Source organism: Streptomyces yangpuensis (assembly GCF_024666385.1).
Lineage (GTDB): Bacteria > Actinomycetota > Actinomycetes > Streptomycetales > Streptomycetaceae > Streptomyces > Streptomyces yangpuensis.
This window is the reverse complement of record NZ_CP102514.1, coordinates 2,317,880-2,344,375: the sequence shown is the minus strand read 5'-3', so window position 1 is coordinate 2,344,375 and position 26,496 is coordinate 2,317,880. Positions and strand designations below refer to the sequence as shown.

General features: G+C 73.2%; 25 protein-coding genes and 1 riboswitch. Of the genes, 8 read left to right on the top strand and 17 right to left on the bottom strand.

The window, feature by feature from the left end:
- Window positions 1-181: 181 nt before the first annotated feature.
- Window positions 182-256 carry a 50S ribosomal protein bL37 gene (locus NRK68_RS36920; protein WP_099895366.1) on the bottom strand — a complete coding sequence of 25 codons (75 nt, stop codon included), beginning with the start codon at window positions 254-256 and terminating at the stop codon, window positions 182-184.
- 129 nt (window positions 257-385) lie between these two features.
- On the opposite strand from NRK68_RS36920, the gene NRK68_RS10770 reads away from it, so the two are divergent.
- Window positions 386-1,060 (top strand): TRADD-N-associated membrane domain-containing protein, encoded by a 675-nt coding sequence (locus NRK68_RS10770; protein ID WP_257855675.1) that lies wholly within the window; start codon window positions 386-388, stop codon window positions 1,058-1,060.
- A 16-nt stretch (window positions 1,061-1,076) separates the two neighbouring features.
- Window positions 1,077-1,301, top strand: a complete 225-nt coding sequence (locus NRK68_RS10765; RefSeq protein ID WP_046775049.1) for a DUF2277 domain-containing protein — start codon at window positions 1,077-1,079, stop codon at window positions 1,299-1,301.
- A gap of 8 nt (window positions 1,302-1,309) precedes the next feature.
- Here the strand turns inward: NRK68_RS10765 and NRK68_RS10760 are convergent, their stop codons facing one another.
- From NRK68_RS10760 to NRK68_RS10745, 4 genes are all read right to left on the bottom strand, one after another.
- The gene (locus tag NRK68_RS10760) at window positions 1,310-1,840 is read right to left on the bottom strand and encodes a hypothetical protein (protein WP_257855674.1); all 531 of its coding nucleotides are present in this window, start codon (window positions 1,838-1,840) and stop codon (window positions 1,310-1,312) included.
- Window positions 1,841-2,097: 257 nt separating this feature from the next.
- Window positions 2,098-2,739: a DedA family protein gene (locus NRK68_RS10755; RefSeq protein WP_183065204.1), complete on the bottom strand. Its 642-nt coding sequence runs from the start codon at window positions 2,737-2,739 to the stop codon at window positions 2,098-2,100.
- A 200-nt stretch (window positions 2,740-2,939) separates the two neighbouring features.
- A complete protein-coding gene (locus NRK68_RS10750) occupies window positions 2,940-4,592 on the bottom strand; it encodes an alkaline phosphatase D family protein (protein ID WP_257855673.1) in 1,653 nt (550 codons plus the stop codon).
- Window positions 4,593-4,788: 196 nt separating this feature from the next.
- Window positions 4,789-5,433 (bottom strand): HNH endonuclease family protein, encoded by a 645-nt coding sequence (locus NRK68_RS10745; protein ID WP_183065597.1) that lies wholly within the window; start codon window positions 5,431-5,433, stop codon window positions 4,789-4,791.
- 529 nt (window positions 5,434-5,962) lie between these two features.
- On the opposite strand from NRK68_RS10745, the gene NRK68_RS10740 reads away from it, so the two are divergent.
- Together NRK68_RS10740 and NRK68_RS10735 are read left to right on the top strand one after the other, a co-directional pair.
- Window positions 5,963-6,544 carry a TMEM165/GDT1 family protein gene (locus tag NRK68_RS10740; RefSeq protein ID WP_183065202.1) on the top strand — a complete coding sequence of 194 codons (582 nt, stop codon included), beginning with the start codon at window positions 5,963-5,965 and terminating at the stop codon, window positions 6,542-6,544.
- Between the two features lie 192 nt (window positions 6,545-6,736).
- Window positions 6,737-7,258 carry a DinB family protein gene (locus NRK68_RS10735; protein WP_257857816.1) on the top strand — a complete coding sequence of 174 codons (522 nt, stop codon included), beginning with the start codon at window positions 6,737-6,739 and terminating at the stop codon, window positions 7,256-7,258.
- 60 nt (window positions 7,259-7,318) lie between these two features.
- Here NRK68_RS10735 and NRK68_RS10730 read toward each other — a convergent pair whose 3' ends face one another.
- Window positions 7,319-8,026: an HAD-IA family hydrolase gene (locus tag NRK68_RS10730; RefSeq protein WP_257855672.1), complete on the bottom strand. Its 708-nt coding sequence runs from the start codon at window positions 8,024-8,026 to the stop codon at window positions 7,319-7,321.
- Window positions 8,027-8,299: 273 nt separating this feature from the next.
- Window positions 8,300-9,205 carry a peptidoglycan-binding domain-containing protein gene (locus tag NRK68_RS10725; RefSeq protein WP_257855671.1) on the bottom strand — a complete coding sequence of 302 codons (906 nt, stop codon included), beginning with the start codon at window positions 9,203-9,205 and terminating at the stop codon, window positions 8,300-8,302.
- Between the two features lie 224 nt (window positions 9,206-9,429).
- Between NRK68_RS10725 and NRK68_RS10720 the strand changes: the two genes are divergently transcribed.
- The gene (locus NRK68_RS10720) at window positions 9,430-11,499 is read left to right on the top strand and encodes an MDR family MFS transporter (protein ID WP_257855670.1); all 2,070 of its coding nucleotides are present in this window, start codon (window positions 9,430-9,432) and stop codon (window positions 11,497-11,499) included.
- Between the two features lie 33 nt (window positions 11,500-11,532).
- On the opposite strand, the gene NRK68_RS10715 is transcribed toward NRK68_RS10720, so the two are convergent.
- Window positions 11,533-12,057 (bottom strand): GNAT family N-acetyltransferase, encoded by a 525-nt coding sequence (locus tag NRK68_RS10715; protein WP_183065198.1) that lies wholly within the window; start codon window positions 12,055-12,057, stop codon window positions 11,533-11,535.
- A 107-nt stretch (window positions 12,058-12,164) separates the two neighbouring features.
- On the opposite strand from NRK68_RS10715, the gene NRK68_RS10710 reads away from it, so the two are divergent.
- Window positions 12,165-12,560, top strand: a complete 396-nt coding sequence (locus NRK68_RS10710; protein WP_046775055.1) for a nuclear transport factor 2 family protein — start codon at window positions 12,165-12,167, stop codon at window positions 12,558-12,560.
- A 222-nt stretch (window positions 12,561-12,782) separates the two neighbouring features.
- Here the strand turns inward: NRK68_RS10710 and NRK68_RS10705 are convergent, their stop codons facing one another.
- Window positions 12,783-13,142, bottom strand: a complete 360-nt coding sequence (locus NRK68_RS10705; RefSeq protein ID WP_183065197.1) for an antibiotic biosynthesis monooxygenase family protein — start codon at window positions 13,140-13,142, stop codon at window positions 12,783-12,785.
- 105 nt (window positions 13,143-13,247) lie between these two features.
- Here NRK68_RS10705 and NRK68_RS10700 point away from each other — a divergent pair, with 105 nt between their 5' ends.
- On the top strand, window positions 13,248-15,269 hold the full coding sequence (locus tag NRK68_RS10700; protein WP_257855669.1) for a bifunctional glycosyltransferase 87/phosphatase PAP2 family protein: 2,022 nt from the start codon (window positions 13,248-13,250) through the stop codon (window positions 15,267-15,269).
- A 339-nt stretch (window positions 15,270-15,608) separates the two neighbouring features.
- On the opposite strand, the gene NRK68_RS10695 is transcribed toward NRK68_RS10700, so the two are convergent.
- Window positions 15,609-16,853 (bottom strand): cytochrome P450, encoded by a 1,245-nt coding sequence (locus NRK68_RS10695; protein WP_183065195.1) that lies wholly within the window; start codon window positions 16,851-16,853, stop codon window positions 15,609-15,611.
- A 241-nt stretch (window positions 16,854-17,094) separates the two neighbouring features.
- Here NRK68_RS10695 and NRK68_RS10690 point away from each other — a divergent pair, with 241 nt between their 5' ends.
- The gene (locus NRK68_RS10690) at window positions 17,095-18,264 is read left to right on the top strand and encodes a steroid 3-ketoacyl-CoA thiolase (protein ID WP_183065194.1); all 1,170 of its coding nucleotides are present in this window, start codon (window positions 17,095-17,097) and stop codon (window positions 18,262-18,264) included.
- A gap of 167 nt (window positions 18,265-18,431) precedes the next feature.
- Here NRK68_RS10690 and NRK68_RS10685 read toward each other — a convergent pair whose 3' ends face one another.
- From NRK68_RS10685 to NRK68_RS10655, 7 genes are all read right to left on the bottom strand, one after another.
- Window positions 18,432-18,836, bottom strand: coding sequence for an aggregation-promoting factor C-terminal-like domain-containing protein (locus NRK68_RS10685; protein WP_453912525.1), 405 nt, complete (start codon window positions 18,834-18,836; stop codon window positions 18,432-18,434).
- Window positions 18,837-19,124: 288 nt separating this feature from the next.
- Window positions 19,125-20,057 (bottom strand): ECF transporter S component, encoded by a 933-nt coding sequence (locus NRK68_RS10680; protein ID WP_257855668.1) that lies wholly within the window; start codon window positions 20,055-20,057, stop codon window positions 19,125-19,127.
- Window positions 20,054-21,823, bottom strand: a complete 1,770-nt coding sequence (locus NRK68_RS10675; protein ID WP_257855667.1) for an ABC transporter ATP-binding protein — start codon at window positions 21,821-21,823, stop codon at window positions 20,054-20,056. The genes NRK68_RS10680 and NRK68_RS10675 overlap by 4 nt, the downstream gene beginning before the upstream one ends.
- Window positions 21,820-23,106 carry an energy-coupling factor transporter transmembrane component T gene (locus NRK68_RS10670; protein WP_257855666.1) on the bottom strand — a complete coding sequence of 429 codons (1,287 nt, stop codon included), beginning with the start codon at window positions 23,104-23,106 and terminating at the stop codon, window positions 21,820-21,822. The genes NRK68_RS10675 and NRK68_RS10670 overlap by 4 nt, the downstream gene beginning before the upstream one ends.
- Window positions 23,103-23,759 carry an SCO2322 family protein gene (locus tag NRK68_RS10665; RefSeq protein ID WP_183065190.1) on the bottom strand — a complete coding sequence of 219 codons (657 nt, stop codon included), beginning with the start codon at window positions 23,757-23,759 and terminating at the stop codon, window positions 23,103-23,105. The genes NRK68_RS10670 and NRK68_RS10665 overlap by 4 nt, the downstream gene beginning before the upstream one ends.
- On the bottom strand, window positions 23,759-25,033 hold the full coding sequence (locus tag NRK68_RS10660; RefSeq protein WP_257855665.1) for an SCO2321 family membrane protein: 1,275 nt from the start codon (window positions 25,031-25,033) through the stop codon (window positions 23,759-23,761). Before NRK68_RS10660 ends, NRK68_RS10665 begins: the two co-directional genes overlap by 1 nt.
- A 134-nt stretch (window positions 25,034-25,167) precedes the next feature.
- Window positions 25,168-25,235: riboswitch (cobalamin riboswitch) on the bottom strand.
- A gap of 184 nt (window positions 25,236-25,419) precedes the next feature.
- On the bottom strand, window positions 25,420-26,469 hold the full coding sequence (locus NRK68_RS10655) for a Strvi_7410 family MBL fold metallo-hydrolase (RefSeq protein WP_257855664.1): 1,050 nt from the start codon (window positions 26,467-26,469) through the stop codon (window positions 25,420-25,422).
- Window positions 26,470-26,496: the final 27 nt, after the last annotated feature.

Sequence of the window (26,496 nt, the reverse complement as noted above, 5' to 3'; positions counted from 1 at the left end):
CCGGGGACGAGTGAAAACGCGCTGACCGGCATTGCGGAAACTCGCGGTGTGAACCTGAAACAGGCCCTGGCGGCGTTGAAGTGGATTGTGTGCGTTCTGACAGGGAATTGCGTGACGTGACGCGTTTTCCCCTGATATGCGAAGACCCCCGGCCCTGTGGGGCGGGGGTCTTTCGGTCGGCTCAGGCGTTGGGGCGCTTGCCGTGGTTGGCCTTCTTCTTCTTGCGGGCCCGCTTCTTGTTGCCTCGCTTGGCCATGGTGACAGTCTCCCTACTCTCGGTGACCTGCATGACGCCGCCAGTCTAGGCCCGGACCGCCGTGCTCGCATCAGCGCCGGGAAGTCCCGCGGTCTTGGCCGCCGCCCCGGGGCGTGGGATCGTCGGAGGATGGGCGACTGGCTCGCGTGGGGCGCGGTGGCCGCGGCGGTGCTCGCGGCCGTGCTGGTACTGGTGGTCACGGAGCGCTCCCTGGGCGCGGGCTTCGAGCGGAAACGCGACGAGGAACGGGAACGGCTGCTCGCGCACCTCACCCGAACCGCCGGGCCCGACGACGCCGCGCAAGGACCCACTCTCGCCGTGCCGGGGCCCCGGAAGTTCGAGGACGTCGGCGGCATCCGGACCCCGGACGCGCACGCGCAACTCGGCGACCGCCGGGACGACTTCACCCCGATCCTCGTCGAGTACTACGCCTACGGGCTCACGCAGGCGCGCAGCAGCTTCGGGACGAGCCAGCGGTTCGCGGGAGCCGGGGCGGCGATCCTGCTCCTCGGCATCGGGCTCGCCGTCCGCAAGGCCGAAGCCGGCGGGGAGCTGTACCTCGGCATCGTCACCAGCGCGACGGGCCTGGTCACCACCCTGATCGGGCAGCTCTTCCACCGGCGGGCCGACATCGCCCTGCGGCACATGGCCGACCAGACCGCCGCGCTGCGCGACGACCGCCGGGCCGCCGAGACGACCCAGCAGGCCATCGGGCTGCTGGAGACGGTCGACGACCCCGAACTGAGGGCCCGCCTCCAGGCCGGCCTGATCATGAAGCTTTCCGGGGCCGAACTGCCCCGGTGAGCGGGATAGTGGAGATATGTGCCGATCGATCAAGACCCTGCGGCCGCCCGCCATCCCCGAGAAGGCCACCGAGGAGGAGATCCGGGCCGCCGCCCTGCAGTACGTACGGAAGGTGTCCGGCTTCCGGGTGCCCGCCGCACACAACCGCGAGGTGTTCGACGCGGCGGTGGACGCCGTCGCCGAGGCCACCGCGGCCCTGCTCGACGGCGTCCACGTACGGGGGCAGGCCGCCCCGGCGTGATCCGTCGCCTATGCGGCGGCGCGGCGGCGCAGCACCCACACCCCGCCGGCCAGGGCGCCCACGGCGAGGGTGCCGCCGACGGCGATCCGGGCCGGGCTCATCGAGCCGACGCTGCCGCCCGTGCCGCCGCGAGCGGCACCCGGGGTGACCTGGAGGGAGACGGAGACGCTCTCGCCGCCCGGGCCGCCGCACTCGAAGGTGACCCGGTGCGTGCCGGGATTGGCGTTGGAGAAGACCGTGGCGTTGCCGAAGAGGTTGGTGGCCTCGAGGTTGCCGGGAGTCAGCCGAACCTCGTTGAACGCGGTCGACGTGACCCGGGCGACCTTGGTGCCGCACCCCGTGACGTTCAGGGCGACCCGGCCGCCCGGGGCGACCGCGGTGGGGGAGACGCCGGCCGACGGGGCCGCGTGGGCGAGCGTGACGGGTGTGGCGGCGGTGACGATGAGGGCGGCGGCCGCGGCGGTCATCAGACGGCGCGGAGCGGCGGACCGCGGACGGGGCGCGGTGGCCGGCGGCTGGGCGAGCGACGTGGCGGGCATGGAGAGAACTCCTCGGCTCCTCGAAACGGCGCGACCGGGCCACGGATGTGACGCGGATGAGGTTGCGCACCGTTCTCCGGACGCTAGGAGCCCGGGCCGGAGGCGGCGATCGGGGCCGGGTGAACGGGTGAGCCACTGCTCCGCCCGGGGGATCCCTCCCCCCGGATCAGACGCTCGCCCCGGAGCGCGTCCGCCCGGCCGACCGGACCGGACGTCACCCTCCTGCGCCCCTAGGGCCTCCTACGCCCCTACGTCCCCTACGCCGCCGGGGACGCGGCCGGAGCCGAGGGCGGACGGCGTACGAGGAAGGCAGCCAGCGCGCCCGCGGCGAACAGGGCGACGATCGACACCGCCGTGCCCAGCCACTGCGTACCCAGCCACTGGGTGCCGAAATAGCCGAGGGCCACGCTGTAGCCGGCCCACGCCATGCCGGCCAGAACCGACCACGGCAGGAACTCCGCCACCTTGCGCTGCGTCTTGCCCGCACCCAGGGACACCACGCTGCGCCCCGCCGGGGCGAAGCGCGCGATCACCACCAGGGCCCCTCCACCGCGCGCGAGGGCCGCGCCCAGGCGCTCCTGGGCGCGCGTCAGCCGACGCGAGCGGGCGATGGCCCGGTCCAGCCTGGCCCCGCCGCGCCGGCCCAGCCGGTACGCGGCCATGTCACCCAGCACCGACGCCGTCGTCGCGATCACCAGCAGCAGCAGGATGTCCGGCACCTGCTCCGGCCCCGGGACCGGCACGGGACCCGCCGCACCGGCGGCCGCCGCGGCCGCCGCAGCGGTGATCACCAGCACCCCGCTCGGCAGCACCGGGAGGAAGACGTCGAGCACGATGGACAGCGCCACCAGGGCGTAGATCCATGGGCTCGCGGTCAGCGACCCCAGAGTCTCAAACAAAGCGGGACTCCCCAGTCCGGTTGACGTGCTGCGGCATGAAGCGCCGCGACGTCGCGGGGGAGCGGCAGGGGCGGCTGACAGCCATACAGCGTACGCCCGGCACTCCCGCCCCGGGTGCCCGGGGCGCACCGCGCACCACCGCCGTGTCAACTCCGCCGCCACCCACCCCGTCCCGTACTCACCGCGCCTGCCGGACGCGGCTATTCCGCCGCGGTGAGCTCCCGGTCCAGCACCGTCACCAGCCGGGCGCCCCGACGCTTCTTGCGCGCCTGGTCCAGCCGCAGCCGCGCCGTCCGCCCGGACAACGCCAGTGTCATCAGCTGGTTCCCGAACCACGGACCGCCCGTACGCCGCCAGTTCAGCGGCGGCCGCCCCGTCCGCCCGTGCAGCGAGAAGCCGCGCCCCAGCCACCGGCCCGTACGCGACCAGCCCAGCCGGAACCCCCACTTCACCACGGTATGGATCGAATTGTGGACCGGTGAGCACGTCAGCTGGAATATGCGGGAGGTGCTCGGTATTCGAGGCTCGGCCACATACGCGTGGTGCACGTCCCCGGAGAGCACGCACACCGTCGCTGGCGCCCGGGGCCCCGTCCCGACCTCCTCGATCAGATCCGTCAGCGCCGCGAACGACGCCGGGAACGCCGCCCAGTGCTCCAGATCGCTGCGCCGCCGCAGATCCTCACCGATCCTGGCCCACCGCGGCCCGCGCTCACCGCGGCACAACGCCGCATTCCACGTCTCCGCGTCGTGAATCAGCGGAGGCATCAGCCAGGGCAGCGAGGACCCGATCAGCAGGTGGTCGTAATTCCCGTGCCCGGCCAGCGCGTTCTCCCGCAGCCACTGCTGCTCCGCCGGATCGAGCATCGCCCGCCCGTCCTCGGCCAGTACCCGCGCGGCCCGCGTGTCCACCATCAGCAGCCTGGTCCGCCCGAAGTCGCGCCGGTAGCTCCAGCGCACCGAGGCCGGATCGGCGTCCGCCGCGGACGCGAAGGCCCGTAGCGCGTCGGTGCCGTCCCTGTCCTCGCGGACCGCTCCGTACAGCCCGTCGGCCGCCAGCTCGGCGGGCGAGAGATTGCCCAGGTGCTGGTACACCCAATACGACATCAGGCCGCTGAGCACACGCTCCCGCCACCACGGGGTCGCCCGCATCTCCGCGAGCCACGCCTCGCTCGTGTTCCAGTCGTCGATGACGTCGTGGTCGTCGAACATCTGCAGGCTCGGCACCGTCGACAGCAGCCAGCGGATCTCCGGGTCGAGCCACGACTCGTAGTAGAGCCGGGTGTACTCCTCGTAGTCCGCGACCTGGGCACCGGGCGGATCCCGCAGATCCCGGCGGGCGGCGAGCCACTGCCGGGTCTCCTGCGACAGGGCATCCGCATACACCTGGTCGCCGAGCAGCAGCAGGAGCTCCGGGCGCTCCGCCTCCGGGTCGGCGGCCAGCCGCGCCGCGAGGGTGTCGAGCGCGTCCGCGCCGTGCGGCCCGTGCCGGCCGGCGGGCGGCGCGGCCTGCCGGCAGGACCCGAAGGTGACGCGCAGCCCGGGCCGGCCCGAGCCCGCCACGGCCGGAGTGGTGATCGTGCTCGGCGGGAAGGCGCTGCCGGGCAGCGGCCACACCTGCCGTCCGTCGAGCAGCACCTCATAGGCCGTCGTGGCGCCCGGGGTCAGGCCGGTCACCGTCACCAGCGCGTAATGGTGTCCGGCTATCTGGAAGGTCCGCGTGCTGCCGCCGGCCCCGTCCGCGCACCGCACCTCGGCCGTGCACGGGCGGTCCGCCTCGACCCATATGGTGGCCGCTCCGCCCGTCTCCCAGTCGACGTGACGCAGCAGCGGACCCAGACGCAATCCGGCCATGCAACTCCCCCTCCTCCGTATCCCCTTCGATCACGGTACGACGGGGAGGGGGAGCGACGCCTCCCCCTGACGGGGGAAAGATCGACCGGCGGGGCGGGCGGCGGCGGGTCGGCGGCCGACGACCGGTCGGTCAGCCGTCGGTCAGCACTCGGTCCGCAGCCGGTCGGCAGCCGGTCGGCAGTCCGTCCGCAGTCGGTCAGCAGCCGTTCAGGACGTTGACCAGGGCCGTCTTCTCGCCCGAGTCCATGCTCAGGCCCCAGTACTGCTTCACGTTGACCCACATGCGCGCGTACGTACAGCGGTAGGCCGTCCGCGGCGGCAGCCACTTGCCCGGGTCGAGGTCGCCCTTGGCCTGATTGACGTTGTCGGTGACCGCGATGAGCTGGGGGCGGGTGAGGTCGTTGGCGAACTGCTGGCGCTTGGAGGTGGTCCAGGAGGCGGCGCCGGACCGCCAGGCCTCGGCGAGCGGGACGACGTGGTCGATGTCGATGTCGGAGGCGGCCGTCCAGGTGGCGCCGTCGTACTCCGAGTACCAGCGGCCGCTCACCGCGGCGCAGGAGGAGTCCTGGACGACGTTCACCCCGTCGCGCTTCAGCACGGTCTCGCGGGTGTTGCAGGTGCCGGAGACGGTGCTCCAGTGCGGGAAGAGGTCGCGGCTGTAGCCGCTGGTGGATCCTTCCGTCTTCGGCGTGACCGTCGCCAGGTAGGCGCGGGCGGCCGAGGCGCTCATGGGGGTGGGCGGGGCGGCCTGGGCGGCCGGTGCGTTGAGGAGGGAGGTGAGCGCGGCCAGCGCAGCGGCTGACGCGAGCACGCCAACTCGACGCGCGTAGACGTTGGATATGAGTGCCATGAGGGGCTCCCTGGGTGCGGGGGGTACGGCCGTGTCGCCCCGGCGGGGCTCGGCCATGCTGGCGCCATCGGGTTGCGAGGGGATGGGCGCCGGATGACAGCCTGGCGACATGGGCACGTCACATCAAGCCGCGCAAGCACCCTGATTTAAATGGAGGTTGAGATTCCGCCGCTGGCGGCCGGTCGCACCGAGGGGCGGCCCGGGACGAGGCCGGGCAGGCCGGGACCAAAGGCCCATGACGGTTGGCCGTCCGCGTCGCGTACTCTGTTCGGAGCAGAAGGGGAGTAGCTCTTCGCCGGACCGTCGACATACTGCTGGGTCACCCAGCCGGCGCCCGGAGGCAGGCCACGAGCAGCGGTCGGCCAGCGAGACCTTCGGCCGCAGTGTCCTGTCCCGGCGTGGGCGCGTTCCGTACGCGCACGCGCGAGCCAGGGTGCCGCCGAGCCGAAGCGACCCCTGACACACCCCAGGTCTCTCGGTACCGACGGCGTCCTGCCCGACCGATTGAGGTTCCACCCCCGTGTTCAGCTTCAGCATCACGGCGATCGCCTTCGGCGTCGTCTTCCTTGCCGAACTCCCCGACAAGACGGCCCTCGCCGGCCTGATGCTCGGCACCCGCTACCGCGCCTCCTACGTCTTCGCGGGCGTCGCCGCCGCCTTCGCCGTGCACGTCGCCCTCGCCATCGCGGCCGGCAGCGTGCTCACCCTGCTCCCGCACCGCCTCGTCCAGGCCGTCGTCGGCCTCCTCTTCCTCGTGGGCGCGGCCATGCTGCTGCTGAAAAAGGACGACGGGGACGAGGAGATCAAGCCGCCCGCCGACCAGTCCTTCTGGAAGGTCTCCGGGGCCGGCTTCATGCTGATCCTGGTGGCGGAGTTCGGTGACCTGACCCAGATCATGACCGCCAACCTCGCCGCCCGGTACGACGACCCCGTCTCCGTCGGCATCGGCGCCGTGCTGGCCCTGTGGGCGGTCGCGGGCATCGGCATCCTGGGCGGCCGCACCCTGATGAAATACGTACCGCTGCGGCTGATCACCAAGATCGCGGCTGCCGTGATGGCGGCGCTGGCCGTGTTCTCGCTGTACGAGGCGATCACGGGCTGACCGGGCCGGGCCGGGCCGGGGCGCGGTGCGGTGCGTGGCCGGCCCGGTCGCGGGGGCGGAAACTCCGTTGCGGAGGGCGTGCCCCGGGGTCACGCTCGGGGCGTGATCGACTCGACCCCCGCCACCGGCCCCGCCACCGGCTCCGGATCCGGTGCCGCGCCTGCCCCCGACCGCCGTTTCGGCTGGTCCAACATGTTCGTCCACCCCGACGAGGACACCCGTACCGACGGCGGCTTCCGGGGCGAGCGTGACGTACTCGCCGGCTACCTCCGCGACCAGCGGCTCACCCTGGAGCTCAAGTGCGCGGGCCTCGACGCGGAAGCCCTGGCGAGGCGCTCGGTGGCGCCGTCCGACCTCTCCCTGCTGGGGCTCGTACGCCACCTCGCGGGGGTGGAACAGTACTGGTTCCGGAAGGTCATGGCAGGCCAGGACGTACGCCGCCACTACCGGACGGAGGAAGAACCCGCCGGGGAGTTCACCGGCGCGGCGGCCGACCCGGAACTGGTCGCCGACGCATGGACGACCTGGCGGGCCGAGGTCGCCTTCGCGGAACAGTTCGTCGCGCAGGCTCCCGGGATGGACGTCACGGGCGACTGCGGCGATGAGCCGATGGAACTCCGCGAGGTGCTCGTCCACATGATCGAGGAGTACGCCCGCCACAACGGCCACGCGGACTTCCTGCGGGAGTGCATGGACGGGCGCGTAGGGCAGTAGGCGGCCGGGGGAGCAGCCGGGGAGCAGGCGCGGTCGGGGCCTCGGCCTCCGGTCGGCGCGCTACCGCGCGGGCGCGTCCTGGTGCTCCGCCCGCAGGGTGATGCGGATCGAGCCGTCGGGGCCGGCCGCCACATCGAGGAACGTCAGGTCAGGAACGTGCACCGTCGGGCCGTGCGCGGCAGCGCGGGGGCCCACGCCGATCACGCGCATGCCCGCCGCCCGGCCCGCGGCTATACCCGCGGCCGAGTCCTCGAAGACGATGCAGTCGGCCGGGTCCACTCCCAGCGCGGCGGCACCCTTGAGGAAGCCCTCGGGGTCCGGCTTGCTGGCGCCGACGGACTCCGCCGTGACCCGCACCTCGGGCATCGGCAGCGCGGCGGCCGTCATCCGGGCGGTGGCCAGAACGGCATCGGCGGACGTGACCAGGGCGTGCGGCAGAGCGCCGATCGCGGCCATGAAGGCCGGGGCGCCCGCGACGGGGACCACACCGTCGGTGTCGGCCGTCTCGCGGGCCAGCATCTCGGCGTTCTCGGCGAGGTTGACCTCCATGGGGCGGTCCGGCAGCAGCACGGCCATGGTGGCGTAGCCCTGGCGGCCGTGGACCACCTTCAGGGCCTCTTCCGGGTCCAGGCCGTGGGAGACCGCCCAGTCGCGCCAGCAGCGCTCCACCACCGCGTCGGAATTGACGATCGTGCCGTCCATGTCCAGGAGCAGGGCCTTGGCGGAGAGGACTGCGGGTGCGGTGGTCGTGGTGGTGCTGGCCGGCATCGGCGGGGCTCCAGACGGGCGGGAAAAGAGAACAAGTGGTTCCGTCCACCGGTCAGGGAGTGTGGACGGAACCACTTTGTTCCTCAACGATACAAAACGTGGGACGGTCTGCGCCACTCAAGGGCGTGTGACCCCTGTCGCGCTCCCTGCCCCGAGGGCCGCGCCGCCTCCGGCGCACCCCTCGCCCTCTCTTCAGTTGTGTCTCCGCGCAGCGTCCCAGCGGTATCGCGTCTCGCCGCGTCTCGCCGCACCGTCCCGGCCCGTCCTGGCGGCCTACCCCTCCAGCGCCTTGCGGGTAACAGGCCCGTAGATGCCCCACTCCTGGTCGTCGATCCCCTGGTCGTACTGGAACTCCGACAGCGCCCTCTCGACCCGCCAGTCGAACTTTCCGTGGAACTTGCCCCCGTAGAGACCCTGCCCCGCCAGCAGCCGCTGGAGCTTCTCCACCTCCGGACCCGAGTCCCCGTAGCGCAGAACCGGGGCCTGCGCGGGCGGTGGCGGACTGGAGGAACGGCTCGCGCTGGGCGACGCGCTCGGGGACGGCGGCGCGGAGGAAGCCGACCGGGACGCGCTCGGCGACGGCGACGGCGACTTCGAGGCGCTCGGCGACGCGGAAGCCGACGGGGACGCGGAGGTCTTGCTCGGGCTGCCGGACGGCGTGGCCGGAGCGGCGCTCACCGCGGGCGCCGAGGCCTTCGCCTCCACCAGGGCCGCATCGCTCTCGGAGGAAGCAGGAAGCACCCACACCGCCACGGCCGTGCCACTGAGAGCCACGGCCGCCGCGGCGCCGACCAGCAGGGCCAGCGGCCGCCGGCGGGAAGGCCGGCTCGACCACTCCTCCGGGCCCCCGCCCCCGCCCCCACCCCCTCCTTCGCCCGGTGCGGGGCCGGCTGCCGGGACCGCACGCAGCCGGACCGTCTCCGTCGGGTCCGGCGAGGGCACCGGAGGGCCCGACTGCCACGGGCTCTCCTGCCACGGGCCGTCCTGCCACGGCCCGGCCGCGGGCGCCACGGGTATCCCGTACGCCGGAGTGGCGTCCTCCTCCGCCGGAGTGTCGTCCTCAGCCGCCGCATGCCGGGGCGCGGCAGCCGCGGGCGGCGGGGCGACCACGCCGGCCACGGGCTGCGGTGACGGCGGCGCGGCCTCCGCGGGAAGCTCGCCCGGATCGGACAACGTCACATACGGACGGATGCGCAGAGGGTTGAAACCCACACCCGGCGCACACCCGCAGGCGGCGCCGGCAGCGTCGCAATTCGGACAGTGCTCACCGTTCACTGGGACTCCCTCCCCTGGCCATTGCCTGCGATTATGCAGACCCGTCGCAGACCTCCCAACCGTCCGAGAGGCCATAACCGGACACACCGCTCAGGATGGAAATGTTGATCCGGCCGGAGGAGGGATCGATGGCTCAGGATGCGACCAAAGGTGCCGTGGGCCCGGTCCCCGGCCCACAGAAGCCCGGCCCCGCAGGTGAGCACAGCTCCCGCGAGGTGCTCGTCCCCATCGGCGCACTGCTCCTGGGGCTGCTGATCGCGGCGCTCGACCAGACCATCGTCTCCACCGCCCTGCCGACCATCGTCAGCGACCTCGGCGGCATGGCCCACCTCTCCTGGGTCGTCACCGCCTACATGCTCGCCGCCACCGCCGCCACCCCGCTGTGGGGCAAGCTCGGGGACCAGTACGGCCGCAAGAAGCTCTTCCAGTACGCCATCGTCCTCTTCCTGATCGGGTCGGCACTGTGCGGACTGGCCCAGGACATGCCGCAGCTCATCGGCTTCCGCGCCCTGCAGGGCCTGGGCGGCGGCGGACTGATCGTGCTGTCGATGGCGATCGTCGGCGACATCGTCCCGCCCCGTGAACGAGGCCGGTACCAGGGCCTCTTCGGCGCCGTCTTCGGCGCGACCAGCGTGCTGGGCCCCCTCCTGGGCGGCCTGTTCGTCGACAACCTCTCCTGGCGCTGGGTCTTCTACATCAACCTCCCCATCGGTCTCGTCGCCCTCGTCGTCATCGCCGCCGCCCTCCACATCCCGGTGCGGTCCTCGAAGCACACCATCGACTACCTCGGCACCTTCCTCATCGCCTGCGTCGCGACCTGCCTCGTTCTCGTCGCCTCCCTCGGCGCCACCTGGGGCTGGGGCTCCGCCCGGATCGTCGGCGTCGCCGTCCTCGGCATCCTGCTGCTCGCCGGCTTCCTCCTCGTCGAACGCAAGGCCGCCGAACCGGTCCTGCCGCTGAAGCTCTTCCGCATCCGCACCTTCACCCTCTGCTCGGCGATCAGCTTCGTCGTCGGCTTCGCGATGTTCGGGGCGATGGTCTACCTGCCGACCTTCCTGCAGATCGTCCAGGGCGTCTCACCCACCATGTCCGGCGTCCACATGCTGCCGATGGTCATCGGCATGCTGATCTCCTCCACCGCCTCCGGGCAGATCGTCAGCCGGACCGGCCGCTGGAAGGTCTTCCCGCTCGCCGGCACCGCCGTCACCGCCCTCGGCCTGCTCCTCCTCCACCAGTTGCACCGCACCAGCTCCACCTGGGAGATGAGCGTCTACTTCTTCGTCTTCGGCGCCGGACTCGGCCTGGTCATGCAGGTCCTCGTCCTCGTCGTGCAGAACGCCGTCAGCTACGCCGACCTCGGCGTCGCCACCTCGGGTGCCACCTTCTTCCGCTCCATCGGCGCCTCCTTCGGCGTCGCGATCTTCGGCACGGTCTTCACCAACCAGCTCGACGACAAACTGTCCGCCTCCCTGGCCGGCGTCACCCTGCCCGCCGACGCCGGCATCCCCGAGCTCGAGGCGGACCCCAGAGCCATCGGCGCACTCCCCGGGGACCTACGGCCCCGCGTGCTCGACGCCTACGCCACCGCCATCACCGACGTCTTCCTCTACGCCGTACCCGTCGTCCTGATCGCCTTCGTACTCGCCTGCTTCCTGAAGGAGGACAAGCTCCGCGCCTCCGTCACCGCACCCGACGTCACCGAGACCCTGGCCTCCAACCCCGTCCAGCGCTCCTCCCGCGACGAGGTCGCCCGCGCGCTGTCCGTCCTCGGCAGCCGCGAAGGCCGCCGCCACGTCTACGAGAAGATCACCGCGAAGGCCGGCTACGACCTGCTGCCCGCCTCCAGCTGGCTGCTGCTGCGGATCAACAAATACGGCTCGGCGGAACCGGCGCTCCTCGCCGAGCGCGTCAACGTGCCACTGACGGTCATCACGGACGCCGCCCGCCAGATCGAGGAGCGCGGGCTCGCCGTCCGCGACGGGCTGCCGCTGGTCCTCACCGAGCAGGGAAGAGAAGTCGCCGCGAAGCTCAGCGCGGCCCGGCTGGAGTCCCTCGCCGAACTCCTCGGCGACTGGTGGGGCCCCGACCGCCCGACCGACCTGATCGAACTGGTCGAGGAGATCAACACGGAGCTGTGCGGATCCGACGCCGAGGAGCCCTACGACGCCGAGCCCCGGCGCGACCACGCCGCACCTTAGAACCAGGCCCTGCCGCACCCCTCCCTCACGGGATCAGACCAGGCGCTTCTCGAACCAGTGCTCCGCATACGGGCCGGAGTTGTACGCGGGTATCTCGTGATAGCCGTTGCGCGCATACAACGCACGGGCCTCCACCAGGTCCGACCGGGTGTCCAGCCGGACCCGCTCCGCGCCCAGCGCACGGCTCTCCGCCTCCAGGACCCGGAGCAGGGCCGCCCCGCCGCCGGTACCGCGGGCGCGCCCGTCCACATACACCCTGGTGAGCTCGGCGGTCTTCGCGTCGAGCATCCGGACGCCGCCGCACGCGAGCGCCTCGCCCGCCAGGCGGCCGACGACGAACTGTCCCGTCGGCGGTGCCAGCCCGTCGTCCGGGAAATCCAGCAGCCCCTGGTCGATCTCGGCCTCGGTGACCTGGCGTTTCCAGTACCGGCCGGCGACCTCGGCGTAATAGGCACGGCGCAGCCGGGTCGCGTCGCCCGTCGTGAACGGTTCCGGGGACACGGTCCACGAGGCGCGAGCGGACGGCGTAGGGATGAGGTGTTCGCTGTGAGTGGTCATGGCGTCATTGTGGAGTGGGCGCGCGATCTCCCGCGTGGAATATCCACAATGGCGGGCTGATGATAGGAAAAACGAACATTCCGCGTACCCGGAGGGTGTGAAACGCCATGGCAGAGCATCCGGACTGTGCCCTGATCCGCCGCGGCTACGAGGCCTTCGGCAACGGCGACATGGAGGCGTTGGGCGCGCTCATGACGGCCGACGTCATCCACCACGTGCCCGGCGACAACCCCATGTCCGGGCACCACAAGGGCCGGGAACACGTCCTCGACCTCTACCGCCGCATCGGCGAGGAGACGAAGGGCACCTTCCAGGTCCACCTGGAATCCGTGCTCGCCGACGGCCGGGGACACGTGATGAGCTTCCACACGGCGCGCGGTGACCGCGGTGACCGCGGTATCGAGATCCGCCAAGGACTCTTCTTCACGATCGTCGGCCACAAGATCACTGACATCGACGAGTGCACCGCGGACATCGACGAGGAAGACGCCTTCTGGAGCTGACCCGCGACCTCCGACCCGCGACCCCGACCCCCGACCCCGACCCGCGACCCGACCCGCGACGCCCGCCCCGACCCGCGCCCCGCCTCCGACCCCGATCGCTCCCGACCGCGGCCGAAGCACCGGCAACCGTCCGGACCCCGGAGCACCCGCCCGAGGTCCGGCAGCTGCGCGCACCGGCCGGAGTCCGGCCGCTGCGCGCACCGGGCGCGGGAAGGTGTGGCGTCAGGGCTGCTTCGGTGCCGCCTGCTGCACGACCTCGAACGACCAGACCGTCGACGCCGAGGCCGCCGGCTTCGGCCGCTCCGCACCGCCGCCCGCACCGCCCTCGCCGCCGCCACCGCCGCCGCCACCGCCCTGGTGAGCGGCCTTCATCGGCCCCTCCATCCACGCCTGGAAGTCCTCCTCCGAACGCCACCGCGTGTAGACGAGGTACTGGTCGGTGCCCTCCACCGGGCGCAGCAGCTCGAACCACTCGAACCCGTCGGAGCTCTCCACCGCCCCCGCACGTGATGCGAAGCGCCGTTCCAGGACCTCCCGCTGCTCGGCGGGAACCGTCAGTGCGTTGATCTTCACGATGCTCATGGAGCCATCCTAGGGATCCTGCGGGGGATATCGTCGTGCGGGTAATGGAGCGCGGCAGCCAGGCGAAGTCGGGGTTGCGGTCAACAGGGCGGAGGCCGGCGGGGCGTGGCGAACGCGGCAGAGCACAGCACAGCGGACGGACATGCCGGGGTCATAGGCGGCAGCAGACTCGGCGCGGCGCGTCTCCTCCTGTGGGCGCTGGCCGGGGCCCTCGCCGTCAGACAGGCCGCCGCGGTGCTGCGCGTTCCGCCGGGCGAGTGGCTGGGCGGCTTCCACCTCCCCGGCGCGGGGGGCTCCGTCTACGACGTCGGACAGTTCGCCGGCACCCCCTTCGCCGGGCTGGTCCTCAAGCCGTTCGTCGGCCTCGCCGCGCCCTCGCTGGAGGTCGCCTGGACCTGCGTGACGCTGCTGTTCGTCGCCGGCATCGGTCTCGTCGCCGCCCGCGGCCTGCCCGACCCGGTGCCGCGGCGCACCGCGCTGCTCGCCGCGCCCGTCCTCACCGCCCTGATGATGGTCTCGCTGCCCGTCCGCGAGGCCGCCTCACCCGGCCGGACCGCCGTCGTGCCCGTCCTGCTGCTGCTCCTGGCCGTCTTCCGCGTGCCCGGAGACCGGCCCGCAGGTGTCCTGGTCGGCCTCGCCGCCGCGCTCCAGCCGGCGCTGCTGCTCTTCGCCCCGCTGCTGTGGCTGACCGGGCGCCGCCCCGCCGCCCGGACCGCCGCCGTGACCTTCGCCGCGGCCACCGCCCTTTCCTGGGCGGCCCTGCCGCGCGACTCCTGGACGTACTGGGTCCGGCACCTGGCCGGCACCGGCCTCGGCGGCGCCCCCGACGGCCTCGCCAACCAGTCCCTGCACGGCGCGCTGCTGCGCCTCGGCCTGACCGGACCGGTCGAGATCTTCCTCTACGCCGCCCTCGCGGGCGCCGTCGTCTGGTTCGGCCTGCGCCGCGCCGTCCGCTACGCCCGCGACGGCCAGCTGCTGCTCGCCGTCGCCGTCACCGGCTGCGCCGCCGTCGCCGTGTCGCCGGCCGGATGGCGCCACCAGCTGCTGTGGGTGCTGCTCGCCGTCGCCGGCAAGGTGGGCAGGCGCGCCGCCGACCGGCGCGTGTGGCCGGTCGCGGTGGTCCTCGCCATGACCCTGCCGAGCGCGGTGCTGCTGCCGAACCTGGCCGCGCTGGCCCCCGTACGCGACAACGTGCTGCTGCTCATCGCGGTGGCGGCGGCATGCGCGGTGCCGTTCCTGCCGCGCTCGTCCCCGTACTGGCGCGATCCCGTGCCCACCGACTACGGGCGGCCGGCGGCGGCCCGCTGGTCGCGCGTGCCGCTGCTGCCGTTCTGGCGGCGCGTGCTGTCCCGCCCGAACCTGCTGCTGGAACTCCTGCTGATACGGGTCGGCTACTCGCTCTACTCCCACATCCGGGCGGCCGCCCCCACCAGCCGCTCCCTCGCCGAGGGCAACGGCAGCCAGATCCTCGGGATCGAGCGGGTACTGGGCATGGACATCGAACACGCCGTCAACCGCGCCGTGGTGGACACGCCCTGGCTGGAGGCCTTCTTCAACTTCTACTACACCTCCTTCCACTTCGTGGTCCCGCTGACGATCCTGGCGGTCCTGTACTGGCGGCGCCCCGGCGACTACCGCTGGGCCCGCGCCTCCCTGGGCCTGGCCACGGTCCTGGCCCTCGCCGGCTTCTGGCTCTACCCGCTCGCGCCGCCGCGCCTGATGCCGGGCCTCGGCTTCGTCGACACCGTCCACGGCCCGCAGGACCTGGCCAACCCGTCGTACGGGGCCATGACCGCGATCTCCAACCAGTACGCGGCGATGCCCTCGCTGCACTTCGGCTGGTCGCTGTGGTGCGGGATCGTGATCGTGATGCTGGCGCCGAAGGGCTGGCAGAAGCTGCTGGGCGCCCTGCACCCGCTGATCACGGTGTGCGCGATCGTCGCCACCGCCAACCACTGGGTGCTGGACGCGGTCGGCGGAGCGGTCGTCGTGGCCGCCGGCTTCGGGCTCGTCCACGTCCTGTCCGGGCCGCGCGGCCTGCACACGAGCCTGCCCGCGCAGCAGCACGAGGACGGTACGGAACGGGCGGCGGCCCCCGCCGAACCCGTCGCCGGGGCGCGCCCCTAGAACGCCTGGGCGGCCCCTGCCCTGCCCGCCGTCGCGCGGGCGTCAGCCGCCGCCGTGCCGCCCCCGCGCAGCAGGGCGCAGCGCGACGGCCAGCCGTATGCCCAGGCGACGACGACCTGCGCGAACCTGCGCGGGGGCGGACCCGGCCGTGCGCCGGGCGCAGGCCGAAGGGGCGCCGGGGCGCACATCGCCCCGGCGCCCCTTCGGCTGGATCGCCGCTGTGAGTCAGGATCACCCCGTTCGGGCCGGCCCGCCACTCGAACGGGGGGCCGGGAGCGACCAGCGGACGGCAGGGGCCGGGGCGTGGGAGGAGCGGCCCCTGCCGTCCTGGGTCACGGGTCAGCCGTGGCTGACCCGGAGTTCCTTGATGCCGTTGAGCCAGGCCGCCCGCAGCCGGCGCGGTCCCTCGCCGGCCAGCCGCAGGTCGGGCAGGGCGTCGGCCAGGGCGTTGAAGATCAGGTCGATCTCCATCACGGCGAGGGACTTGCCGAGGCAGAAGTGCGGACCGCCGCCGCCGAAGCCCAGGTGCGGGTTCGGGTCGCGGGTGATGTCGAAGACGTCCGGGTTCTCGAAGACCTCGGGGTCGTGGTTGGCGGAGGAGTAGAACATCCCCACCCGGTCTCCCGCCCTGATCTTCTGACCGCCCAGCTCGGTGTCCCGGGTGGCGGTGCGCTGGAAGGACACCACCGGGGTGGCCCAGCGGACGATCTCCTCCGCGGCGGTGGACGGCCGGGTCGCCTTGTAGAGCTCCCACTGCTCGGGGTGGGTCAGGAAGGCGTGCATGCCGTGGCTGATGGCGTTGCGCGTGGTCTCGTTGCCCGCGACCGCCAGCAGCAGCACGAAGAAGCCGAACTCGTCGGAGCCGAGGTTGCCCTGTCCCTCGGCGGCCACCAGCTGGGTGACGATGTCCTGGGCCGGGCACTCCTTGCGCTGCGCGGAGAGGTTCATCGCGTAACCGATGAGCTCCATGGCGGCGTTGGAGCCGACCTCGGCCGTGATCGCGTACTCCGGGTCGTCGTAGGCGATCATCTTGTTCGACCAGTCGAAGATCTTGGAGCGGTCCTTCTGCGGTACGCCGATCAGCTCGGCGATGGCCTGCAGCGGAAGCTCGCACGCCACCTGCGTGACGAAGTCGAAGCTCCCGTCGGCCGCCGCGGCCGAGGCCTCCTCGACGATCCGCCGGGCCCGGTCGCGCAGTGCCTCCTCCAGCCCTCGGATGGCGCGCGGGGTGAAACCGCGCTGCACGATCTGGCGTACGCGGGAATGTTCCGGCGGATCCATGTTCAGCATGATCAGGCGCTGGGCATCGATCGCGTCACGCTGGATGTGCTCGTTGAAGCGGATGATGGCGGTGTTGGTGGTCGAGGAGAACAGCTCGGGGTGCGTGGAGACGTACTTGACGTCCGCGTGCCGGGTCACGGCCCAGTAGCCCTCGTCGTCGAAACCGGTGACCCCCCGGCGCTGCGGGCACCACCACACCGGGGCGGTCTGCCTCAGCCGCGCGAACTCCGGGTAGGGGACCCGGCTCTGGAGCAGGTCGGGGTCGGTGGCGTCGAAGCCGTCGGGGAGCGCGGGGCAGGACATCGGGCAACTCCAAAGTCTGACGGACCATCAGAAGTTGGCTCGAAGGTAGTAACGAGTTCCAGAAGTGACAAGGGTCGGCGCGCCAACTGTTGCGTGGGGAATCCGTGCAGGCCGCGTGCAAGACCCTTGCGTGCCGGGCTCGAGGTCATAAGACTGCGGATAGAACTAGAACGCGTACTAGTTCGGGGCGGGGCGCCGGGACGGCCCGCCGCGCTGGCGCTGTGCAGGAGAGGACGAGCTCATGGCCGCGGAACCCGTCATCGTCGAAGCCGTACGCACCCCGATCGGCAAGCGCGGAGGTGCGCTCGCCAACCTCCATCCCGCCTACCTGCTCGGCGAGACCTACCGCGAGCTCCTCGCCCGTACCGGAATCCAGCCGGACTGCGTCGAGCAGATCGTCGGCGGCACCGTCACCCACGCCGGCGAGCAGTCCATGAACCCCGCCCGCACCGCCTGGCTCGCCATGGGGCTCCCGTACGAGACCGCCGCGACGACCGTGGACTGTCAGTGCGGCAGCTCCCAGCAGGCCAACCACATGGTGGCCAACATGATCTCCGGCGGGGTCATGGACATCGGCATCGCCTGCGGCGTCGAGGCCATGAGCCGCGTACCGCTGGGATCGGGCTCCAAGCACGGCCCGGGCAAGCCCTTCCCGGACGAGTGGAACGTCGACCTCCCCAACCAGTTCGAGGCCGCCGAACGCATCGCCCGCAACCGGGGCCTGACCCGCGAGGACGTCGACCGTCTCGGACTGCTCTCCCAGGAGCGGGCCAATGCCGCCTGGGCCGAGGAGCGGTTCAAGCGCGAGACCTTCGCCGTACAGGTGCCCACCACGGAGGAGGAACAGGCCGCCGGGCAGGGCATGTGGCGCCTGGTCGACCGGGACGAGGGCCTGCGCGACACCAGCATGGAGGCCCTGGCCCGGCTCAAGCCCGTCATGCCCACCGCCGTGCACACCGCCGGGAACTCCTCGCAGATATCCGACGGCGCCGCCGCCGTGATGTGGGCCTCGCGCAAGATGGCCCGCGCCCTCAAACTCAAGCCGCGCGCCCGGATCGTCGCCCAGACCCTCGTCGGCGCCGACCCCCACTACCACCTGGACGGGCCGGTCGACGCGACGCGGGCCGTGCTCGGCAAGGCCGGGATGTCCCTCAAGGACATCGACCTCGTCGAGATCAACGAGGCCTTCGCCTCCGTCGTCCTCAGCTGGGCCAAGGTCTTCGACCAGGACCTGGAGAAGGTCAACGTCAACGGCGGCGGCATCGCCCTCGGCCACCCCGTCGGCGCCACCGGCGCCCGTCTGATCACCACCGCACTGCACGAGCTGGAACGCCGCGACAAGGAGTTCGCCCTGATCACCATGTGCGCCGGGGGCGCGCTGGCGACCGGGACGATCATCCAGCGCCTCTGACCGCGCCCCGCGCACACCCCCCGCGCGCAGGGCGCACGCGATCCCGTGGGATGGGATGCAGAAGGCCCCGGCGGCCGGACCTGGGGAGGCCGGCCACCGGGGCCTTCGAATGTCTTGCTACTGCTACTGCTACTGCTACTGCTACTGGTGCTGCCGCGGGCGACGGCTCAGTACCAGTGGTTGGCCTGCCAGAAGTTCCAGGCGCCGACGGGGCTGCCGTAGCGCTCGTTCATGTAGTCCAGGCCCCACTTGATCTGGGTGGCCGGGTTGGTCTTCCAGTCGGCGCCCGCGGAGGCCATCTTCGAGGCCGGCAGGGCCTGGACCAGGCCGTACGCGCCGGAGGAGGCGTTCGTGGCGGTGTGGTTCCAGCCGCTCTCACGGGAAACGATGTTGTTGAAGGCCGCGAACTGCGCCGGGTCCTTGATCATCTGCTGCGCGATCGCCTTCGCACCCGTCGGAGCGGCCTGCGCGGGAACCGCGGCCAGCATGGAACCGGCGACGCCCAGGGCGAGGACGGAACCGACGAGGGTCTTCTTGGAAGCGGCGATGCGGCGGATGACAGCGTTGGACACGGATGAACCTTCCGAAGGGGACAAGGGCGGTCGCACGCATGCCGAGGACATGCGTGAGCCACTCACGCGAAGGAGAGGGGTTCGTCGGCGGGGGGTCGAACACCCCGGCCGCCTTGCGACTCATCCAGTTCTACCGACGCCCCGACGTCCTGGCAAAGAGCCCGGCTACTAGCCCACCCCGCACATCGGGAGCCGCCGAACCCGGGCGAACCGGATGAACAGTGGTCTAACGGGCGCCCCGCGGCCTACTATCCGCCCTCGTATGTGACCTGCGTCCTGTGGGCCGCCTCACCGGCGAGGGCCTCGGAACTCACCCTGGGTGCCCGGACGTGCACCCTGACGTGGCAGGTTCACGGCTGTCTCCGCCCCCGGATCGAAGGTGACGGGCGCATCGAAGGCGGCCTTCCGCGTGGCCCGCCGCAACGCCCGCAGCAGCGTGCCGCCGAGCGCGAGCGTCAGTACGACCGTCAGCGTCGCCCTGCCCAGGTCCCAGCCCAGCGAGGTCGCCAGGTAGTACGCGACGAACCGCGCCAGGTTCGCGGCCAGCGGCTCCCCAGGCTGGAAGGAGATGGCCTGCCCCTGGCCCGGAATGATCGTCCAGCCCTGCAGGTTCATGACCGCGCCGTACGCGAAGGCGCCCACGAAGCCGTACGCGGCCAGCATCAGCAGCTCCGCCCGGCCACGGATCCGCTCCGGGCCCGGCAGCAGTCCCGCCCCCAGCGCGAACCAGCCCATCGTCAGCATCTGGAACGGCATCCACGGCCCGACCCCGCCCGTCAGCAAGGCGGAGGCGAACATCGTCACCGAACCGAGGACGAACCCGAAGCCCGGGCCGAGCACCCGGCCGGCCAGCACCATCAGGAAGAACATCGGCTCCAGACCGGCCGTGCCCGCGCCCAGCGGTCTCAGCGCAGCCCCTACGGCGGCGAGCACGCCCAGCATCGCCACCGCCTTCGCGTCCATGCCGTCGTCGGCGATCGTCGCCACGACGACACCGACGAGGAGCGGAAGCAGCGCCGCGAACAGCCACGGGGCGTCCTGGGAGTGCGCGAGGAGCCCCGACTGCCGGTCGGCGAGGAGCGGCCAGCCGAAAGCCGCGATGCCGATGAGGGTGACCAGCACCAGGACGGCGGCGGCCCGGGGGCCGATCCGGACGGGGCGGTGCGGGCGGTGCGGGCGGTTCGTGCGGCTCGGGCGGTCCGCGGCGCGGGGGCGGCTCATTCGGCGGCCGTCGCGTCGAGGGCCTGCGCGACCTGGCTCACGGTGAGCCAGTGGCCCGGCGCCAGCACCTTCGCCACCTGCGGCGCGAACGCCGGCGAGGACACCACGACCTCCGCCGTCGGACCGTCCGCGACCACCTCCCCGCCCGCCAGGATCACCACGCGGTCGGCCAGCTCGGCGGCGAGCTCCACGTCGTGCGTGGCCAGGACGACGGCATGCCCGTCGGCGGCCAGGCCGCGCAGGACCTCGATCAGGCGGGCCTTGGCGGCGTAGTCCAGACCGCGCGTGGGCTCGTCGAGCAGCAGCAGGGCGGGCCGGCCCGTGAGGACCAGCGCCAGCGCCAGGGCGAGACGCTGGCCCTCGGACAGATCGCGGGGGTGGGTGTCGTCGGGGACACCTGGCAGCAGGCCGGAGACCAGAGCCCGGCAGGTGCCGGGGGCCGCTCCGGCGTCGGAGTCGGCGGCGGCGCACTCGGCGGCGACCGTGTCGGCGTACAGCAGGTCCCGGGGCTCCTGCGGAACGAGACCGACGCGGCGCACCATCTCGGGCGGCGGCGTACGGTGCGGGGTCCGGCCGCCGACGGTCACCTCGCCGGTGGTGGGGGCGAGCGTACCGACGAGGGTGGCCAGCAGGGTGGACTTGCCGGCGCCGTTGCGGCCCATCAGGGCGATGGTCTCGCCGGGCACCACCGTGAGGTCGATGCCGTGGAGGACTTGGCGGGAGTCGCGGCGAAGGCCGAGGTTGTGCGCCCGAGCGGGGTCGCCTGCGGCGGGCTCGGCGGTCTCGGCGGGTTGCGGCGCGGCGCGGCGCAGCAGGCGGGCGAGCAGTCCGGGTGCCGCGCCGTTGCCGGGGGCGCCGCCCCCGGACCCCCGCGCCTCAAACGCCGGCGGGGCTGAAATGCCCGGCGGGGCTGGAGTGGTCGGCGGGGCTGAAAGGGGGGAGCACGTCGCTTGCGAGAGGCGGGTGCGGAGGGGGGTGGCCCGGCGGCGGGCGTCGCGGACCGACAGGGGGAGGGGGGACCAGCCCGCGAGGCGGCCCAGGGCGACCACCGGCGGGTACACCGGGGAGACTGCCATCGCCTCCGCCGGGGTGGCGAGGACCGGCGCAGCGCCGCGGGACGGCAGCAGCAGGACGCGGTCGGCGTACTGCACCACCCGCTCCAGCCGGTGCTCCGCCATCAGCACGGTGGTGCCCAGGTCGTGGACCAGACGCTGGAGGACCGCCAGGACCTCCTCCGCCGCCGCCGGGTCCAGCGCGGACGTCGGCTCGTCCAGCACCAGCACCTTCGGGTGCGTGGTCAGCACCGAGCCGATCGCGACCCGCTGCTGCTGGCCGCCGGACAGCGTCGTGATCGGCCGGTCGCGCAGCTCGTTCAGGCCCAGCAGGTCGAGGGTCTCCTCCACCCGGCGGCGCATCACCGCGGGCGGCAGGCCCAGGGACTCCATCCCGTAGGCCAGCTCGTCCTCCACCACGTCCGTCACGAAGTGCGCCAGGGGATCCTGCCCCACCGTGCCCACCACGTCCGCGAGCTCCCGCGGCCGGTGCGTACGCGTGTCCCGGCCCGCGACCGTGACCCGGCCGCGCAAGGTGCCGCCCGTGAAGTGCGGAACCAGCCCGGAGACCGTCCCCAGCAGGGTGGACTTGCCGACCCCGGACGGGCCGACCAGCAGCGTCAGCTCGCCCTCCGGGACCTCCAGGTCGACGTCCCGGAGCGAGGGGGCGCCAGCACCGTCGTAGGTGACCGACACCTCATCGAAACGGATCACTGCGACGCCTCCTTCGGCGGTACGGGTGCCACGAAGGCGGGCAGCAGGCCGATCAGCACGGAGGCCGCCGGCCACAACGGCAGCGAAGGGGCCACCAGCGGGACCACCCCCGGGTGCATACCGGCCGGATCGACACCGCCGGCATGGATGAGCAGGCCCGCGACGGCCGCCCCGGAACCGGCGACCAGCCATGCGCGCACACCCCACCGGTCGGGCCGGTAGCGGGTGCGCACCGACCGGCGCCCGCCGAGCCGCAGCCCCGCCAGGGCCAGGACCACGCCGATGCCGAGCACGGGCAGCCCGTACGCGGCGCCCTGCGCGGCCAGCAGACCGTACGTCCCCGCGCACACGCCGAGCAGGCCGCCGAGGGTGAGCACGGTGGTGGTGTGCCGGACGGCGGGCGGGACCTGCGCGGTACGGCCGTAGCCGCGGGCGTCCATCGACGCGGCGACCGCGACCGAGCGTTCCAGGGCGCCCTCCAGCACCGGCAGGCCGATCTGGAGGACGGCCTTGATGCCGCCGGCTGCGCGGCCGCGCAGCCGGCGGGCCGTGCGCAGGCGCACGACGTCGGCGACCAGGTTCGGCGCGAAGGTCATGGCGACGACGACCGCGACCCCGGCCTCGTACAGGGCGGCCGGCAGGGACTTCAGCAGCCGCGCCGGATTGGCGAGGGCGTTCGCGGCGCCCACGCAGACCAGGAGCGCGGCCAGCTTCGCACCGTCATAGAACGCGAAGACAAGCTGCTCGGCGGTGACCCTCCCGCCGAACCGGATGCCCTGCGCCCACGCGGGCAGCGGCACCTCCGGCAGGACGAACAGGGTGTGCGTGCCGGGGATGGGCGAGCCCAGGAGCATCGAGAAGAGCAGGCGCAGGCCGATGACGAACAGACCGAGCTTGAGGAACGCCCCGTAGGAACGGGCCCAGGGCGCGTCCGTGCGGCGCGCCGCCACCACGAAACCGGCGACGCCGACGATCAGCCCGAGCACGAGCGGATTGGTCGTGCGGGACGCGGCGGTGGCCAGACCGAGGGCCCACAGCCACCAGGCCCCCGCGTGCAGGGCGGTGGCCCGCCCGTCCTGCGGGGCCCGGAACCTTTCGTACGACGGCCGGCGCGGGGCGGCCGCCGCCGCGGGCGCGCCCCGGCGGGCCGGGGGTATGCCCTCGGGTGCGGCTCCGGTGGACGCGCCACCTGCAGCGCCGCCCGCAGCTCCGCCTGCAGCGCCACCTGCAGCTCCGCCGAGAGCCGCGGAGGCTCCGCCGGGGCGCGGCGCGGGGTGCGTCATCGGCGCCGGCGGCGGGACTGCCAGACGCCCGCGGCGGCCAGGAAGGCGACCGCGGCGATGCCCACCAGCAGGCCCGCGGACGGGACGCGGCCCGGCGCGGACCCGGACGGCTCGGCGGACGCCTGCGCCGCGCCCGTCTCGGCCATCTGCTCCCCGCAGCCGTGCTGGGGGTAGCCCGAGATCGCGCACAGCAGCGCGGCGCTGTTGTAGCGCAGCGGCTTCGCGACCGCCGCCAGCGCCTCGGCCGTCGTGGCCTCCGGCGCCAGCTGAGCGCAGGCCGTGCGCGGGGCCTCCTGCGGCACCACCTCGCCCGTCGGGGCGTCCGCCTGCACACCGAAGTCGATGACCAGGGCCACCCGCTTTCGGCCCTCCACCGGGGCGGTGGCCCCGCACACGGCCTCGAAGTCGGCCGCGGCCCGCGGCTTCGCCGCCTCGGCCGCCGCGTCCTTGCTCACCGCGAAGCGGAAGCCCTGCACGGAGCCGTCCGCGGGGCGGGACAGGGACGGCCCCTGCGTGGCGTACGACCACTGGCCGCCGTCCGCACCGTCCCAGAACGACCAGTAGCGGTAGCCGGCCGCCAGCGCCGGAGCGGCGGCCAGCAGGGCCAGGACGATGCCGAGGGCGAGGCCCGCGGCGGGCAGGCGGCGGCGCATCAGAGCTGGTTCTTCTTCCGGCGGCCGCTCAGCAGGATGCCGATGCCCATACCGGCCGCGGCGCCCGCACCGATGATCCACCAGAGGTTCTGGCCGCCGGAAGGCTCCTTCTTCTCGCTGTCCACCTCGGTCGCGCCGGTGTCCGCGCCCTGCGGGGCCGGGCCCGTCGCGTTCAGCGCCGCCACGAGGTCGGTACCGCCGAAGGACTTCGGGTCGGTGCCGGTGGCGTGCGCGGCGAGGACCAGGGTGCCCAGGGCCGCCGGGGAGTCCTTGGCCCACGCGGCGGAGTTGGCCTTCAGCCACTCCAGCGCGCCCGCGGCCGACTGCTTGTGCCCGGCCGCGGCCAGCGCGATCACCGCGTCGGCGGTGTTGCCGGTGTCGGCGGTCGGCTGGTCCGCACCCGGGGTGAGGGCGGTGAGGTGACCGTCCTTCTTGAGAGCCTCGGCCAGGTAGCCCGCCGCACCCTGGGCGGCGGCCGCGGCACCGGCGGCCGGGTCGGTGGCGGCCGCCGCCGGGCAGGTCAGCGCGGTGGCGGGGGTGTCCGTTCCGGACGGGACGACGGCCGTGCCCTTGCCGAGGCCGGCGAGGGCCGCCGCGGCCGTGGCGTCGGCGTTGGCGACGAGCTTGCCGCCGGCCGGCTGGAACGCGAAGGCGCCCCGGTCGGTGGCCGGCTCGGCGGTGCAGCCCAGCTGGAAGGAGAGAAGCGCCTCGTACGGGGACCTGCCCGCCTTCGACTTCGTCTCCGCGGGCTTCTCGCCGGCCGCGGCCAGGGCGCTGATCACGATGGCGGTCGAGTTGGCGTCGGTGCCGCCGTCCATGGCGCCGCCGGGGTTGGAGCTCCAGCCACCGTCCTCGTTCTGTACGGACTTCAGCCAGCCGATCGCCTTCTTGACGCTGTCGTCGTGGCCGCCGAGCGCGGTCAGCGCCTGCACGGCCGCCGCCGTCGCGTTCGAGTCGATGTACGCCGTCGCGTCGCAGTCCTTGGAGGTGTCCGCGCGGAAGGCAGGGAAGGAACCGTTCGCGCACTGCTGGCCGACCAGCCAGTCCACGGCCTGCGCGGCGGGCTTGACGCCCACGGTGTCCTGGGCGAGCAGCGCGAAGGACTGCCGCCACACACCGTCGTAGGTGGGGTCCTTCTTGCCGTGGAGCCCGGAGGGGATGACCGGGGGCGCGGAGGGGGAGGGCGGCGCGGTGTCGGCGAGGGCTGCGGGGGCGACACCCACGCAGAGCACGGCGGAGGCGGCGAGCGCGGCGGCGCTGCGGCGGACGGTCATGGGGAGGGTGCCTCTCCTGCTGGGGAACCGGGGCAGGCACGCACGGGCACCGGGCTCCGGCTCCGTTTTCCTCGACGGTGCCGGCCGCCGGGGGACCGGCGGCACGAGCCGCGCACGCCGGTACGGGGCATTCCGGCTCCCCGCCGGGCTGCTGCCGGGCGGATCACGGTTGCGGGTCAGCGCCGGATTCGCACCGGCTTCCCCCCGTACGGGGTGTGGACGACCGCCTCACTCTACCGGCCCGTAGCCCCGGGGCCCGGGGGTGTGCGGTGGATCATGGCGGATCCCGGACGCACCCTCATGGCGCCCGGCAGGTGTCCGGGCCGGACTCCCGGATCCGCCCTCGCGGCGCCCGGCGGCGGACCGGGACGGAGCCGGGGGCCGCCTCACAGCGCCCGGTACGTGACCGGGTCGGTGCCGGGGACCGGCTCGGCGCGGCCCTGCTTCAACAGCCGCCGCAGATGCGCCTCCGCCTCGGAGACGGCGATGTTGCGGGAGCCGTACGGGATCTGCTCCCAGGGCCGGTTCCACTCCATCCGCTCCGCCAGCCCCCACGGGGTCAGCGGCTCGGCCAGCAGCTCCCACAGTCCCGACAGACGCTCCTCGTGGTGGTCGAGCAGTTCCCGTACGCGGGCGGGTGCGTCGGTGAAGGCGTGCTGGTGGGCGGGGAGCACCTCGGCGGGGGCGAGGCGGCCGACGCGTTCGAGGGAGTCGAGGTAGTCGCCGAGGGGGTCGGTGACGCGGGTGTCCTCGGGCGCCTCGTAGAGGCCGATGTGCGGGGAGATCCCGGGCAGCAGGTGGTCGCCGGAGAAGAGGCGGCCGTTGCCGGGGAGGTCTGCCGGATGCTTCTCCTCCAGGTGCAGGCAGACGTGGCCGGGGGTGTGGCCGGGCGTCCAGATCGCCCGCAGCCGGCGCCCGGCGAGGGGCAGCAGTTCGGCGGGGACGATCTCCCGGTCGGGGACGGCGGCCCGCAGCCCGGGCAGGGTCCGCATGCGGCCGCTCGCGCGGGCGGCGCGCAGCGGGGCGATGTGTTCCTCGGGGGCTCCGGCGGCGGCGAGCTTCGCGCTCATGTAGTCGAACCACACGCCCGGCTCGGCGGCGCGGGTGCGGACGACGACCTCGGTGTCGGCGGCGTGCATGGCGATCCACGCGCCGGACGCCTCGCGGACCCGGCCGGACAGCCCGTGGTGGTCGGGGTGATGGTGGGTGATGACCACGCCGTGGACGTCGGTGATCGCGATGCCGAGTGCGGCGAGGCCGGCGACGAGGGTGTCCCAGGACTCGGGGTCGTCCCAGCCGGTGTCGACGAGGACCGGGCCGCGGTCGGTGTCGAGGACGTGGACGAGGGTGTGTCCGAGGGGGTTGTCGGGGATGGGCACCTTGATCCCCCACACGCCTCCGCCGTGATCGGTGACCTGTGACGTGTCCTGCGGCATGAGCCCTCCGCCTGTCGACCGTTGGAC

Excerpts from the sequence above, each read along its gene's own strand:
- NRK68_RS10770 (WP_257855675.1), top strand. The coding sequence starts at position 386 with ATGGGCGACTGGCTCGCGTGGGGCGCGGTGGCCGCGGCGGTGCTCGCG.
- NRK68_RS10765 (WP_046775049.1), top strand. The coding sequence starts at position 1,077 with ATGTGCCGATCGATCAAGACCCTGCGGCCGCCCGCCATCCCCGAGAAG.
- NRK68_RS10760 (WP_257855674.1), bottom strand. The coding sequence starts at position 1,840 with ATGCCCGCCACGTCGCTCGCCCAGCCGCCGGCCACCGCGCCCCGTCCG.
- NRK68_RS10750 (WP_257855673.1), bottom strand. The coding sequence starts at position 4,592 with ATGGCCGGATTGCGTCTGGGTCCGCTGCTGCGTCACGTCGACTGGGAG.
- NRK68_RS10735 (WP_257857816.1), top strand. The coding sequence starts at position 6,737 with ATGTTCGTCCACCCCGACGAGGACACCCGTACCGACGGCGGCTTCCGG.
- NRK68_RS10730 (WP_257855672.1), bottom strand. The coding sequence starts at position 8,026 with ATGCCGGCCAGCACCACCACGACCACCGCACCCGCAGTCCTCTCCGCC.
- NRK68_RS10720 (WP_257855670.1), top strand. The coding sequence starts at position 9,430 with ATGGCTCAGGATGCGACCAAAGGTGCCGTGGGCCCGGTCCCCGGCCCA.
- NRK68_RS10715 (WP_183065198.1), bottom strand. The coding sequence starts at position 12,057 with ATGACCACTCACAGCGAACACCTCATCCCTACGCCGTCCGCTCGCGCC.
- NRK68_RS10710 (WP_046775055.1), top strand. The coding sequence starts at position 12,165 with ATGGCAGAGCATCCGGACTGTGCCCTGATCCGCCGCGGCTACGAGGCC.
- NRK68_RS10705 (WP_183065197.1), bottom strand. The coding sequence starts at position 13,142 with ATGAGCATCGTGAAGATCAACGCACTGACGGTTCCCGCCGAGCAGCGG.
- NRK68_RS10695 (WP_183065195.1), bottom strand. The coding sequence starts at position 16,853 with ATGTCCTGCCCCGCGCTCCCCGACGGCTTCGACGCCACCGACCCCGAC.
- NRK68_RS10690 (WP_183065194.1), top strand. The coding sequence starts at position 17,095 with ATGGCCGCGGAACCCGTCATCGTCGAAGCCGTACGCACCCCGATCGGC.
- NRK68_RS10680 (WP_257855668.1), bottom strand. The coding sequence starts at position 20,057 with ATGAGCCGCCCCCGCGCCGCGGACCGCCCGAGCCGCACGAACCGCCCG.
- NRK68_RS10670 (WP_257855666.1), bottom strand. The coding sequence starts at position 23,106 with ATGACGCACCCCGCGCCGCGCCCCGGCGGAGCCTCCGCGGCTCTCGGC.
- NRK68_RS10665 (WP_183065190.1), bottom strand. The coding sequence starts at position 23,759 with ATGCGCCGCCGCCTGCCCGCCGCGGGCCTCGCCCTCGGCATCGTCCTG.
- NRK68_RS10660 (WP_257855665.1), bottom strand. The coding sequence starts at position 25,033 with ATGACCGTCCGCCGCAGCGCCGCCGCGCTCGCCGCCTCCGCCGTGCTC.
- NRK68_RS10655 (WP_257855664.1), bottom strand. The coding sequence starts at position 26,469 with ATGCCGCAGGACACGTCACAGGTCACCGATCACGGCGGAGGCGTGTGG.